This is a genomic window from Achromobacter sp. PD1 (genome assembly GCF_048541815.1).
GTDB lineage: Bacteria > Pseudomonadota > Gammaproteobacteria > Burkholderiales > Burkholderiaceae_B > Achromobacter > Achromobacter bronchisepticus_A.
Genome location: NZ_CP183349.1, coordinates 5544336 through 5557575, shown reverse-complemented (window position 1 = coordinate 5557575; position 13240 = coordinate 5544336). Strand labels below are relative to the sequence as shown.

General features: G+C 67.2%; 9 protein-coding genes. 8 read left to right on the top strand and 1 reads right to left on the bottom strand.

Going from position 1 to position 13240, the window contains the following annotated elements; translation table 11 throughout:
* Positions 1–96 precede the first annotated feature (96 nt).
* Positions 97–513 carry a response regulator transcription factor gene (locus ACM1PE_RS26130; RefSeq protein ID WP_419341440.1) on the top strand — a complete coding sequence of 139 codons (417 nt, stop codon included), beginning with the start codon at positions 97–99 and terminating at the stop codon, positions 511–513.
* An 87-nt stretch (positions 514–600) separates the two neighbouring features.
* Here ACM1PE_RS26130 and ACM1PE_RS26125 read toward each other — a convergent pair whose 3' ends face one another.
* On the bottom strand, positions 601–1380 hold the full coding sequence (locus tag ACM1PE_RS26125; RefSeq protein WP_059374011.1) for a copper resistance protein NlpE N-terminal domain-containing protein: 780 nt from the start codon (positions 1378–1380) through the stop codon (positions 601–603).
* Positions 1381–1583: 203 nt separating this feature from the next.
* On the opposite strand from ACM1PE_RS26125, the gene ACM1PE_RS26120 reads away from it, so the two are divergent.
* The 7 genes from ACM1PE_RS26120 (at position 1584) to ACM1PE_RS26090 (ending at position 13235) form a co-directional block, all read left to right on the top strand.
* The gene (locus ACM1PE_RS26120) at positions 1584–2432 is read left to right on the top strand and encodes a prepilin peptidase (protein WP_419341438.1); all 849 of its coding nucleotides are present in this window, start codon (positions 1584–1586) and stop codon (positions 2430–2432) included.
* Between the two features lie 31 nt (positions 2433–2463).
* Entirely contained in the window at positions 2464–3096 is a 633-nt protein-coding gene (gene coaE / locus ACM1PE_RS26115) for a dephospho-CoA kinase (RefSeq protein ID WP_419341436.1), read from the top strand.
* A gap of 47 nt (positions 3097–3143) precedes the next feature.
* Positions 3144–3896, top strand: coding sequence for a cell division protein ZapD (gene zapD / locus ACM1PE_RS26110; protein ID WP_059374009.1), 753 nt, complete (start codon positions 3144–3146; stop codon positions 3894–3896).
* A 322-nt stretch (positions 3897–4218) separates the two neighbouring features.
* Positions 4219–5493 carry an MdtA/MuxA family multidrug efflux RND transporter periplasmic adaptor subunit gene (locus ACM1PE_RS26105; protein ID WP_306635125.1) on the top strand — a complete coding sequence of 425 codons (1275 nt, stop codon included), beginning with the start codon at positions 4219–4221 and terminating at the stop codon, positions 5491–5493.
* A 13-nt stretch (positions 5494–5506) separates the two neighbouring features.
* Positions 5507–8605 carry an MdtB/MuxB family multidrug efflux RND transporter permease subunit gene (locus ACM1PE_RS26100; RefSeq protein ID WP_059374007.1) on the top strand — a complete coding sequence of 1033 codons (3099 nt, stop codon included), beginning with the start codon at positions 5507–5509 and terminating at the stop codon, positions 8603–8605.
* Positions 8602–11715, top strand: a complete 3114-nt coding sequence (locus ACM1PE_RS26095; RefSeq protein ID WP_059374006.1) for a multidrug efflux RND transporter permease subunit — start codon at positions 8602–8604, stop codon at positions 11713–11715. The genes ACM1PE_RS26100 and ACM1PE_RS26095 overlap by 4 nt, the downstream gene beginning before the upstream one ends.
* Complete coding sequence (locus ACM1PE_RS26090) at positions 11712–13235, top strand: efflux transporter outer membrane subunit (RefSeq protein WP_059374005.1); 1524 nt, start codon at positions 11712–11714, stop codon at positions 13233–13235. The genes ACM1PE_RS26095 and ACM1PE_RS26090 overlap by 4 nt, the downstream gene beginning before the upstream one ends.
* Positions 13236–13240: the final 5 nt, after the last annotated feature.

Genomic DNA, 13240 nt, shown 5'->3' with positions numbered 1-13240 from the left:
GGCGTTCATGTCCACCCCTGAAAGAATTACCAGCTTACGTCGTGACGGGCGGCGGATCAGACTCGGCGCAATCCTACATTGCAAGCGAGCCGCCCCATGCAAGCTCCCCGTCCCGACCTGGAAACCGTTCTTTCCTCTCTCACGCCGCGCGAACGGCAAATCGTCACCTACGTGGCCGCCGGCCGTCCCAACAAGGTCATCGCCATAGACCTGGGCATTTCGTTGCGCACCGTAGAAGCCCATCGTTCCCGCATTTTCACCAAGCTGCAAGTCCGCAATGCCATGCAACTGGCCTGCCGGCTTTGCGAACACGGACGTTCCGGCGCCTCGCCCGTGCCTGGCGCGGCCGGACCGGACCGCGCGCATGCACTGATTCCGATGCCTCGGAAGCTCATCGACAGTCCGAGCTACACGCTGCATGAGCCGCCAGGGCCGGAGTATCACCGATGTCTGGCGAGTCCCGCGTCACTGCGTGCCGATTCCGGCGTAGATCCGGATCCCGATGCCGGGTAGCCCAAAAGCACCAGGCCCGGCGAACGAGATGTCCGTCGGGCCTGGGGGTAGAGGCTGCGTGGCGGCGTATTCAGCCGCCGCCGGTCTTCAAGGGCACTTGGGCGCTGCCGCCTTGGCCAGTTCGTCGATCGGGTCCAAATCCGGCTGGCGGGTCAGGTTGTAGTTCAGGTTGGGCGTCTGGCCATCGATGGAACGCACGCGCAGCACGTTGTTGGCTGCAACAACGAATTCCGCGCGGCCGTTGCCCTGGCTGTCCATCAGGATGACGCGCGGCGGGCGTTCTTCGGTGGCGTCCCAGCAGCCTTGCTCGGTGACCGGCGGGCCTTTCTTGGGATCGTTTTCCAGGTAGGCCACGCGGCCGCGCCAACGGCCATTGGGCGCCAGTGTCAGCGTCACGCGCTGCGCGGTGCACTGCATGGCGGGCGAGAAGCAAGGCAGGGTGCCCATGTAGGTTTGCGGTTGCGGCACCAGGCTATGCACGGCTGCGCTGGGCGCGGCCGGGTTTGCGGCGACGGGAGCGCTCGCGGCCGATGCCGTCGTTGCCGTGTGTTCGGTTTCCGCCGGAACGGCCTGGCCGTCTTCCGTGGTCTGGCCGCCTGCAGCCTGTGCGGCTTGATTCTGATTCTTGCGGGGAGCGTCCGGCTTGAGGGCGATCTGCACTTGCGACGGGGCGCGGATGATGCTGCGGTATCCCGCGCCCGACCCCTGGTACTGGGCGTCGGTCACGGTGCTTTCGGCGGGCGGGTCGTAATAGCCTTCGGTTTTCTGTTGGGCACAGCCGGCTGCGCCCAGCACGGTGCCTGCGAGCAGCAACCCCATGACGCTGAGTTTGCGGGAGCGGGTACCGATTTCTACGCGCGCGGTCATGGCAGCTTATCCGTGTGGTGAGTCTGTCTCCGATTTTACGCACTTATGCGAAGATTCGATACGTTCCCCTTAGCCGCACTTGGGCATCCTCAACACTTTATGCACTATTTACGACACGGCCGCCGCCAGCTTGCCCCGCGCACTGTCGCCAGCTCCTGGCGCGGCGCCGCTGCGGCCCGGTGCCGCGCGATCGGATGACGGCGATGCGGCATGTCTTTGATCTGCCTTTGGGCGCCTTCATTGGCCTGGCGGCGCTGGCGGGTTTGTTCGTGGGCAACTGGCTGACGGTGCTGACCCACCGGCTGCCGCGCATGATGGAGCAGGAATGGCAAGCGCACTGCCAGGAAGCCTCGGGCAAGCCGTCGGCGGCGGGCCGCTATGGCTTGTGGTCGCCGGCCTCGCACTGTCCCGCCTGCGACACCGCCGTGACCGGCTGGCGGCGGCTGCCGCTCCTGGGTTGGCTGCTGCTGCGGGGCCGCTGCGGCGCTTGCGGCGCGGCCATAGGCTGGCGCTACCCGGCCATCGAACTGCTGACCTGCGCGCTGTTCGCCGCATGCGCCTGGCGTTTCGGCGCCACGCCGCTGGCGCTGTCCGCCATGGGCTTGTCGGCCATGCTGGTGGCGCTGGCCTGGATCGATTTCGAGTCCACGCTGTTGCCCGACGCATTGACCCAGCCGCTGCTCTGGGCCGGGCTGCTGGTCAATCTGTTCGACGCTTATGCCAGCCTGCAGATGGCGGTGGTAGGGGCGGTGGCGGGCTACGTCTTTCTGTGGGTTATCTTTCATGTGTTTCGCCTGCTGACGGGGCGCGAGGGCATGGGCTATGGTGACTTCAAGCTGCTCGCCGCGCTGGGCGCATGGTTCGGCGTGGAAGCCCTGCCGACGCTGCTGCTGAGCGCATCGTTGCTGGGCGTGCTGATCGGCGGCGCGCTGACCTTGAGCGGCCGCGCCAGCCGCGGGCAGCCGTTGCCCTTTGGTCCCTATCTGGCGCTGGCGGGCGTCGTGACGCTGTTGCTGGGCGGCGAGCAGGGCTTGGGGCAGTTTTTGCAATAGGGCGGTTCATGTCCTCCATGGGATGGGCGGTATGTTGAAGATAGGTCTGACGGGCGGCATCGGGTCGGGCAAGACCCGGGTGGCGGACATGCTCGCAGAGTGGGGCGCCACGCTGGTCGATACCGACGAGATCGCGCGCGAGCTGACCGCCGCGGGCGGTGCAGCCATGCCTGCCATAGAACGCGAATTCGGCCCGCGCGCATTGACGCCGGACGGGGCGCTGGACCGCGCGTGGATGCGGGACCAGGCGTTCTCGGATCCGCAGGTGCGCTTGCGGCTGGAGGCCGTGCTGCATCCCGCCATCGGGCAGGAGACCGAGCGTCAGGCTGCGGCTGCGACCGGCGCCTATCTGGTTTTCGTGGTGCCGCTGCTGGTGGAGTCGTTGCCGCGTTGGCGCGCGCGCCTGGACCGCATCTGCGTGGTGGACTGCGACCCGGAAACGCAGGTGGCGCGGGTGCGGCAGCGCAGCGGGCTGACGGAGCCAGCCATACGGCGTATCATGGCGGCACAGGCTGCGCGGGCAAGCCGTCTGGAAGTCGCCGACGACGTCATCGTCAATGACGCAGGCACTACGCCGGAACAACTGCGCGCGCAGGCGAAGACCCTGCATGACCGCTGGCTGGCGCTGGCGAGCACGACGGACCGGCAAGGCCGGCACCCCTGAATAACATTGGCCCCGCCGGCCAAACACAGATGGGCCTGTAAAGAAGCGTGATCGTTTACGAATACCCCTTCAATGAGCGCATCCGCGCTTATCTGCGGCTGGAATACCTGTTCGACAGGTTGTTCTTCTTTGCCCGCGAGGGGGACTCGCGCCTGCACCAGGTTGCCGTCACCTCCCTGTTCGACCTGCTCGATGCCTGCGAGCGCACCGATGTGAAAGGCGCGGTCCTGCAAGACCTGGAACGCCAGCGCATGGCGCTGGTCGGGTTGCGCGATCATCCGGGCGTGGCGCAGGATGCGCTCGAAGCCATGCTGCGCGAAATGGAAAAGGTGACCACGGCGCTGGCCGCGCCCGGCAAGACCGGGCAGTCCCTGCGCGAAAACGAATGGCTGACCAGCCTGCGCGGGCGCCTTTCCGTGCCGGGCAGCGCCACTCAGGTCGACATGCCGTCGTACTTTGCCTGGCAGAACAAATCCGAAGCTGCCCGCTGCGCCGACCTGCAGGCCTGGGTGGCACCCTTCATTCCTTTGTATGACGGCCTGACCCTGGCCCTGCGCCTGCTGCGCGAATCCGGCCGCAAGTCGGACATCGTGGGCGAGCAGGGCGCCTACCAGCAGATGCTGGGCGGCAAGCAGTTCCAGCTGCTGCGGGTCTGGCTGGACCCCGCCCAGGGCGTATTCCCCGAGATCAGCGCCAATAAGTACATGATCTGGATACGTTTTTCCACCCAGGACGGCGAATTCAAGCCCCAGCAGGTCGCCCGCGACGTGCCCTTCCAGATGACACTGTGCAGTTCGTAGGACGGGTGAAGCGCGAGCGTTCTTAAGCTAGAACGCGGATGCCGAACGCGCGCAACCCATCCTGCGGTGCCGTATCTATTCCCGATTTTTCGGCAGGGCAGCCCCCGGGCCGCGGCCACCGTTTTCCCACGGTTCCGCCATGGCGACCCGGCCCATCGCCATGATTTCCACGACCCGTCCCCTTGTTTCACCAGGCTTTCGTCCCCGCCTGCCTCCGTGCCAGATTCTTGTTGCGGCCAGTTTCAACTAGGGGTGGCGAGACTGGAAACCGGGACGGTCTAGTAGACAATACGGCTTTCTCCGCCTGTGCCGGAACTGTTCCATGCCTGATAGCCGTCCCGTATCTCCGCCCACCCGTTGGACCCGCCGCCGCCTGCTTGGGCTGGCGCTGGTATTGCTCGTTGTGGCGGGCATAGCCTGGCTGGTGCTGCGGCCCGCGGCCAAGCCGGGCGCCGCAGGCGGCCCGGGGGGGCGGCCCGGCGGCCGGCCGCCAGCGGGCGCCATGATGACCCCCGCGGTGCCGGTGCGCATCGCCACCGCCGCCAAGCAGGACATCGACATCTACCTGAAGTCGCTGGGCACGGTCACCGCCTACAACACCGTCACCGTGCGCAGCCGGGTCAGCGGCGAGCTGGTGGAAGTGGCTTTCCAGGAAGGCCAGCAAGTGAAGGCCGGCGATCTGCTGGCGCAGGTGGACCCGCGGGCCTTCCAGGTGGCGCTGGACCAGGCGCGCGGCACGCAGATGCAGAACCAGGCCCAGCTGGAGAACGCGCGGCGAGACCTGCAACGCTACCAGGCGCTGTTCAAGCAGGACTCGATTGCCAAGCAGCAGGTCGACACGCAGGCCGCGCTGGTGCGCCAGTACGAAGGCACGGTCAAGAGCGACCAGGCCAATGTGGACAACGCCCGCCTGCAGCTGGATTACGCGCGCATCACCGCGCCGATCAGTGGCCGCCTGGGTTTGCGCCAGGTGGACCGCGGCAATCTGGTGTCCAGTTCTGATGCCAACGGCCTGGTGGTGATTACCCAGACCCAGCCGATTTCCGTGGTGTTCACGCTGCCCGAGACCCAGTTACCCGAAGTGCGCGCCGAGATCGCGGCGGGCAAGACGCTGACCGTCGACGCCTATGACCGCGCCGACACCCGGCGCATCGCCACCGGCCAGCTGGAAACGCTGGACAACCAGATCGACGTGACTACCGGCACGCTGAAGATGAAGGCGCGCTTCGAGAATGCCGACGACGCGCTCTTCCCCAACCAGTTCGTCAACGTGCGCCTGCACGTGCTGACGCGCAAGGACGTGACCGCGATCCCCACCGCCGCCATCCAGCAGGGTTCGGCCGGTGCCTTCGTGTTCCTGGTGCAGGCGGACGATACCGTGCAGGTGCGCCAGGTGAAGCTGGGCGCGGTCAACAACGGCATGGTGGCCGTCAACGAAGGCCTGCAGCCCGGCGACCGGGTGGTGGTCGAAGGCACCGACCGCCTGCGCGCGGGCGCCAAGGTGGAAGTGGTCGGCGGCGCCGAGACCGTCCCGGCCTCCCCCAACAAGAACCTGGGCGCCGGCGCCCCGGCCGGCACCACGCCGCCGTCGAAGTAAGCCAGGAATTGCCGTGAGTCCGTCGCGCCTGTTCATTCTGCGTCCGGTGGCCACCACGCTGTCGATGGTGGCCATCCTGATCGCCGGTTTCATCGCCTACCGGCTGCTGCCCGTTTCGGCCCTGCCGGAAGTGGACTATCCGACGATCCAGGTGGTGACGCTGTACCCCGGCGCCAGCCCCGACGTGATGACCTCGCTGGTCACCTCGCCATTGGAACGGCAGTTCGGACAGATGCCGGGCCTGAACCAGATGTCGTCCACCAGCTCGGGCGGCGCCTCGGTCATCACCCTGCAGTTCAACCTGACCCTGCCGCTGGACGTGGCCGAGCAGCAGGTGCAGGCGGCGATCAACGCCGCCTCGAACCTGCTGCCCAGCGACCTGCCGGTGCCGCCGACCTATAACAAGGTGAATCCGGCGGACGCCGCAGTGCTGACGCTGGCGATCACTTCCCCCACCATGCCCCTGCCGCAAGTGCGCGATCTGGTGGATACACGGGTGGCGCAGAAGCTGTCGCAGATCCCGGGTGTGGGCCTGGTCAGCGTGGCGGGCGGCCAGCGGCCGGCGGTGCGGGTGCAGGTCAATCCGCAGGCGCTGGCGGCCAACGGCCTGTCGATGTCGGACTTGCGCACGGCCATCGTCGGCGCCAACGTCAATCAGCCCAAGGGCAATCTGGACGGGCCGCAGCGCTCCACCACCATCAACGCCAACGATCAGCTCAAGACGCCCACCGACTACAACGACCTGATCATCGCGTACAAGAACAATGCGCCGCTGCGCTTGTCCGACGTGGCGCGCGCCGTCGAAGGCGCCGAGGACACGCGCCAGGCGGCCTGGGCCGGCGACAAGCCCGCCATCCTGCTCAATATCCAGCGCCAGCCGGGCGCCAACGTGATCGACGTGGTCAACCGGATCCAGGCGCTGCTGCCCCAGCTGCGCGCCGCCTTGCCGGCGACCCTGGACGTGAGCGTGGTGTCCGACCGCACCCAGACCATCCGCGACTCGGTGGCCGACGTGCAGTTCGAGATGATGCTGGCCGTGGCCCTGGTGGTCATGGTGACCTTCGTGTTCCTGCGCAGCCTGACCGCCACGCTGATCCCCAGCGTGGTCGTGCCGCTGTCGCTGGTGGGCACCTTCGGCATCATGTACCTGGCCGGTTTCTCCATCAACAACCTGACCCTGATGGCGCTGACCATCGCCACCGGCTTCGTGGTGGACGACGCCATCGTCATGATCGAGAACATCGCCCGCCACATCGAGGAAGGCGAAACGCCGCTGCAGGCCGCGCTCAAGGGCGCCTCGCAGATCGGCTTCACGCTGATCTCGCTGACCTTCTCGCTGATCGCGGTGCTGATTCCGCTGTTGTTCATGACCGAAGTGGTGGGGCGGCTGTTCCGCGAGTTCGCCATCACGCTGGCCGTGTCCATCCTGATATCGCTGGTGGTGTCGCTGACCCTGACGCCCATGATGTGCGCGCGCCTGTTGCGCGCCGAGTCGGAGCAGAAGCACGGCCGCTTCCATCAGGTCACCGGCGCCTTCATCGACCGCGTCATTGCCGGCTACGACCGCTGGTTGCAGGTCGTGCTGCGGCATCAGCCGCTGACGCTGCTGGTGGCGCTGGCGACCTTCGCGCTGACGGTGCTGCTGTATCTGGTGATTCCCAAGGGCTTCTTCCCGCAGCAGGACACCGGCCTGATCCAGGCCATCACGCAGGCGCCGCAGTCGATTTCCTTCCCGGCCATGGCCGAGCGCCAGCGCACGGCCGCGCGCCTGGTGCTGGAAGATCCCGACGTGCAGGCCGTATCGTCCTTCATCGGCGTGGACGGCAGCAACGCCACGCTCAGCGCCGGGCGCATGCAGATCGCGCTCAAGCCGCAAGCCGAGCGCAACGGCGACCTGCGCACGGTGATGGGGCGCCTGGAGCAGGCCCTGGCCAAGCAGGACGGCCTGACCGTCTACATGCAGCCGGTGCAGGACTTGACCATCGAGGACCGCGTAAGCCGCACGCAGTACCAGATGACGCTGTCCAATCCCGACCTGAAGGTGCTGAGCGAATGGACGCCCAAGCTGGTGAACCGCCTGCGCCAGGTGCCCGGGCTGAAGGATGTGACCGACGACCTGCAGGACGACGGCCTGCAGACCTGGGTCGAGATCGACCGCGACGCCGCGTCGCGGCTGGGCATTACGGCGGCGGTGATCGATGAGGCGCTCTACAACGCCTTCGGCCAGCGGCTGATTTCCACCATCTTCACGCAATCCAACCAGTACCGCGTGGTGCTGGAGGTCGAGCCGCAATTCCAGGTGACGCCTGCCTCGCTGGGCCAGATCCACGTACCTACCTCGACTGGCGCGCAGGTGCCGCTGTCGTCGGTGGCGCACATCAGCGAAGGCAAGACGATACTGGCCGTCAACCGTCTGGACCAGTTCCCCATGGTGACCGTGTCCTTCAACCTGGCGCCGGGGGCTTCCTTGTCCGGCGCGGTGGAGGACATCATCGCGGCCGAGGCCGACATCGGTTTGCCCACGGGCGTCGAGACGCGCTTCCAGGGCGCGGCGCTGGCGTTCCAGAATTCGCTGTCCAGCACCTTGTGGCTGATCCTGGCCGCCATCGTGACGATGTACATCGTGCTGGGCGTGTTGTACGAAAGCTATATCCACCCCATCACCATCCTGTCGACGCTGCCTTCGGCCGGCGTGGGGGCGCTGCTGGCCTTGCTGATCAGCGGCACCGAGCTGGACATGATCGGCATCATCGGCATCATCCTCTTGATCGGCATCGTCAAGAAGAACGCCATCATGATGATCGACTTCGCGCTGGACGCGGAGCGCAAGCGCGGCCTGAGCCCGCGCGCGGCCATACATGAGGCGGCGCTGCTGCGCTTCCGGCCCATCCTGATGACCACGCTGGCCGCCCTGTTCGGGGCGCTGCCGCTGATGCTGTCCACCGGCACGGGCGCCGAGCTGCGCCAGCCGCTGGGCCTGGTGATGGTGGGCGGGCTGCTGCTGTCGCAGGTGTTGACGCTGTTCACCACGCCGGTCATCTACCTGATGTTCGACCGCATGTCGCGCCGCTGGCGCGGCGTGGATCAGGCGCAGGCGGGGGACGCGTCATGATCCTGTCGGCACCCTTCATCGCCCGGCCGGTAGCGACCACGCTGCTGAGTCTGGCGGTCGTGCTGGCAGGCTTGCTGTCGTTCTTCCTTTTGCCCGTGGCGCCGTTGCCGCAAGTGGACATTCCCACCATTTCGGTGTCGGCCAGCCTGCCGGGCGCCAGTCCGGAAACCATGGCGTCCAGCGTGGCCACGCCGCTGGAGCGTTCGCTGGGCAGCATCGCCGGCGTGACCGAGATGACGTCCAGCAGCTCGCAGGGCTCGACCCGCATCACGCTGCAGTTCGATCTGTCGCGCGACATCAACGGCGCGGCTCGCGACGTGCAGGCCGCCATCAACGCGGCGCGCTCGCTCTTGCCGACCAGCCTGCGCAGCAATCCCACGTACCACAAGGCCAATCCCTCCGCGGCGCCCATCATGACCCTGGCGCTGACGTCCGACACGCTCAGCCAGGGCCAGCTTTACGACATCGCCTCGACCATCGTGGCGCAGAAGCTGTCGCAGGTGGACGGCGTGGGCGAGGTGACGGTGGGCGGCAGTTCGCTGCCGGCGGTGCGCGTTACCGTGCTGCCGGGTGCGCTGGCCAACCGCGGCGTGTCGCTGGACCAGCTGCGCGCCACGCTGGCCAATGCCAACGCCAACCGCCCCAAGGGCGTGTTGCAGAACGATCGCTATCACTGGCAGATCATGGTCAGCGACCAGCTCAGCCGCGCCGAGCAATACCGGCCGCTGATCGTCGCCTGGAAGGACGGCGCGCCGGTGCGCGTCTCCGACGTGGCCCGCGTGGAAGACTCGGTCGAAGATCTGTACCAGACCGGTTTCTTCAACGAGCGCAAGGCCATCCTGATGATCGTGCGGCGCCAGGCGGACGCCAACATCATCGAAACCGTGGATGCGGTGCGCGCCCAGCTGCCCATCCTGCAGGCGTTGATGCCGGCGGACGTCAACATGACGGTGGCGCAGGATCGCACGCCCAGCATCCGGGCCTCGCTGCACGAGGCCGAGCTGACGCTGATCATTGCCGTGGGCCTGGTGGTGCTGGTGGTGTTGCTGTTCCTGCGGCGCTGGCGCGCGGCCATCATTCCCAGCGTGGCGGTGCCGGTGTCGCTGATCGGCACCTTTTGCATCATGTACCTCTGCGGCTTCACGCTGAATACCATTTCGCTGATGGCGCTGATCGTGGCGACCGGCTTCGTGGTGGACGACGCGATCGTGGTGCTGGAGAACATCATGCGCCATGTGGAGCGGGGCATGTCGCCCATGCGCGCGGCGCTGCGCGGTTCGCGCGAAGTGGGCTTCACGGTGCTGTCGATGAGCCTGTCGCTGGTGGCGGTGTTCATCCCCATCCTGCTGATGGGCGGCGTGGTCGGCAGGCTGTTCCGCGAGTTCGCGGTGACGCTGTCGGCCGCCATCATGGTGTCGCTGGTGGTGTCGCTGACCTTGACGCCGATGATGTGCGCGCGCCTGTTGCGACAGGAAGCTCCCGACGAGAAGCCGCCGGGCCGGCTGGCGCGCTGGTCGGAGCGCGGCTTTGAGTCCATGCTGGACGGCTATCGCCGCAGTCTGCGCTGGGCGCTGACGCACAGCCGCCTGATGATGCTGATCCTGGCGGTTGCCGTGGGCCTGAACGTCTATCTGTACACCGCGGTGCCCAAGGGCTTCTTCCCGCAGCAGGACACGGGCCAACTGCTGGGCTTTTTCCGGGTCGACCAGGGCACCTCGTTCCAGGCCACGCTGCCCAAGCTGGAGGCGCTGCGCAAGGTGGTGCTGGCCGATCCGGCGGTGCAGAGCATGACGGGTTACGCGGGCGGACGCGGCGGCAGCAACAGCAGCTTCATGCAGATCCAGTTAAAGCCCCTGGAAGAGCGCAAGGTCTCGGCGGACGTGGTCATCAACCGGCTGCGCGGCAAGCTGCAGAACATGCCGGGCGCGCGCATGTTCCTGGTGTCGCAGCAGGACATCCGCATCGGCGGGCGCGCCAGCCAGGGTTCGTACGACTACACGCTGATGTCGGGCGATCTGCAATTGCTGCGCACCTGGATGCCCAAGGTGCAGCAGGCCATGGCGCAGGTTCCCGAGATCACCGACGTGGACACCGACGTCGAGGACAAGGGCCGCCAGATCAACCTGGTGATTGACCGCGAGGCCGCGACCCGCCTGGGCGTAAGCATGTCCACCATTTCCACGGTGCTGAACAACTCCTTCAGCCAGCGCCAGGTGTCGGTGATGTACGGACCGTTGAACCAGTACCACGTGGTGCTGGGCGTGGACCCGAAGTTCGCGCAGGACATCGAATCGCTCAGGCAGGTAGAGGTCATCACCGCGGCGGGCGCGCGCGTGCCGCTGTCGGCTTTCACCCGCCTGGAAAACGCCAACGCGCCGCTCAGCGTGCAGCACCAGGGGCTGTTCGTGGCCGACACCATCTCGTTCAGCCTGGCGCCCGGCGTGTCATTGGGCCAGGCGACCAGCGCCATCGACGCGGCGGTGGCGCGCATCGGGCTGCCGTCAGACCAGATCCAGGCTGGCTTCCAGGGCACCGCCGCAGCCTTGCAGCAGACCTTGGCGCAGCAGCCCTGGCTGATCCTCGCGGCGCTGGTCACCATGTATATCGTGCTGGGCATCCTGTACGAGAGCTTCGTGCATCCGCTGACCATCCTGTCGACCTTGCCGTCCGCCGGTCTGGGCGCGCTGCTGGCGCTGCTGCTGGTGCGCTATGACTTCACGCTGATCGCGCTGATCGGGGTGTTCCTGCTGATCGGCATCGTCAAGAAGAACGCCATCATGATGGTGGACTTCGCCCTGGAAGCCGAGCGCACTCAGGGGATGAGCCCGCGCGATGCGATTTTCCAGGCGTGCCTGACGCGCTTTCGCCCCATCATGATGACGACCATGGCCGCCATTTTCGGCGCGCTGCCCCTGGTGCTGGCCACCGGCGCCGGGGTCGAGATGCGCCAGCCGCTGGGCATTACCATCGTCGGCGGCCTGGTCCTGAGCCAGATCCTCACGCTGTACACCACGCCCGTGGTCTATCTTTACCTGGACCGCTTCCGTCTCTGGGCCGCGCGCAAGCGCGCTTCCAGGAACGGGTCCTCCGCTCCCATAGAACCCACATGATGCGCAACGCCAAGTCTGTTCCGAACCTGTTCCTTCCCCGCAGCATCGCCGTGGCCGCGCTGTGCGCGCTGCTGGGCGCTTGCGCGGTCGGCCCCGATTACCAGCGCCCGGCGCTGGACGTGGGCACGGCCTACAAGGAAGGCCAGGACCAGGTCGACGGCTGGAAGCCCGCCCGGCCGCTGGACCAGGCCGAGCGCGGCGCATGGTGGCAGGTCTATGACGACGCGACCTTGAACGGCCTGGTCGAACGCCTGAACGCGTCCAACCAGACCGTGGCCCAGGCCGAGGCCAACTACCGGCAGGCGCTGGGCCTGGTGCGCGGCGCGCGCGCCGGCTTCTTCCCCACGGTAGGCGCGGGCGCGGGCATGACGCGCTCGGGCAGCGGCGGCGGGCAGAACGGCTCGACGTCGTCGTCCGGCAGCAACGTCTCGAACCAGTACTCGCTGACCGGCAACGTCAGTTGGGAAGTGGATCTGTGGGGACGGGTGCGGCGCAGCGTGGAATCCTCGGAAGCCAGCGCCGCGGCCAGCCTGGCCGACCTGGGCGCCACGCGCCTGAGCGCGCAGGCCGCGCTGGTGCAGGCCTATCTGCAATTGCGGGTGCTGGACGAACAGAAGCGCCTGCTGGACGCTACGGTGGCGGCTTATGAGAAATCCCTGCAACTGACGCAGAACCGCTACGCCGTGGGCGTGGCGGGGCAGGCCGACGTGGCCGTGGCGCGCACGCAGGTGGAAAGCACGCGCGCGCAGTCGATCGACCTCGATTGGCAGCGTGGCCAGCTCGAACATGCCATCGCCGTGCTGATGGGCCAGGCGCCGTCGCAATTCAGTCTGCCGCCCACGGTGTTCGCGTTGCAACTGCCGCAGATTCCGGTGGGCCTGCCGTCCGAACTGCTGGAACGTCGGCCCGACGTGGCCGCGGCCGAGCGCCGCGCAGCCGCCGCCAATGCGCAGATCGGCGTGGCGCAGGCCGCGTGGTTCCCCAGCCTGACGCTGTCGGCCGATGGCGGTTTCCGCAACGGCCAGTTCGCGGAACTGCTGACGGCGCCGGCACGGTTCTGGTCGCTGGGACCGGCGCTGGCGCTGACGATATTCGATGGCGGCGCGCGCGAGGCGCAGGTGGAGCAGGCGCGTGCGTCCTATGACGCGCAAGCGGCCGCCTACCGCCAGACGGCGTTGACCGGACTGCGCGAGGTCGAGGACTATCTGATCCAGTTGCGCGTCATGGAGAACGAGCAGGTGGTGCAGCGCCGTGCGCTCGAAGCGGCGCGCGAATCGCTGCGCCTGACCCAGAATCAATATAAGGCGGGTCTGGTCGATTACCTGAGCGTGGCGGTGGTGGACGCCACCGCGCTCAACAGCGAACGCAATGCGCTGAGCCTGCTGGGCAACCGCTTCGCGGCCAGCGTCAATCTGATCGTGGCCCTGGGCGGTGGCTGGGAAGGGCTGCCTGCCGCGGGAGCGCAAGCGCGCGCGGACAATCAGGCGACGCCTGCGGCAGCGGCTCCCGCGCAGCCCTGAGGTCG

Coding starts and splice junctions, on each gene's coding strand:
- ACM1PE_RS26120 (WP_419341438.1), top strand. CDS start 1,584: ATGCGGCATGTCTTTGATCTGCCTTTGGGCGCCTTCATTGGCCTGGCG.
- ACM1PE_RS26090 (WP_059374005.1), top strand. CDS start 11,712: ATGATGCGCAACGCCAAGTCTGTTCCGAACCTGTTCCTTCCCCGCAGC.
- ACM1PE_RS26130 (WP_419341440.1), top strand. CDS start 97: ATGCAAGCTCCCCGTCCCGACCTGGAAACCGTTCTTTCCTCTCTCACG.
- ACM1PE_RS26095 (WP_059374006.1), top strand. CDS start 8,602: ATGATCCTGTCGGCACCCTTCATCGCCCGGCCGGTAGCGACCACGCTG.
- coaE (WP_419341436.1), top strand. CDS start 2,464: ATGTTGAAGATAGGTCTGACGGGCGGCATCGGGTCGGGCAAGACCCGG.
- ACM1PE_RS26125 (WP_059374011.1), bottom strand. CDS start 1,380: ATGACCGCGCGCGTAGAAATCGGTACCCGCTCCCGCAAACTCAGCGTC.
- ACM1PE_RS26105 (WP_306635125.1), top strand. CDS start 4,219: ATGCCTGATAGCCGTCCCGTATCTCCGCCCACCCGTTGGACCCGCCGC.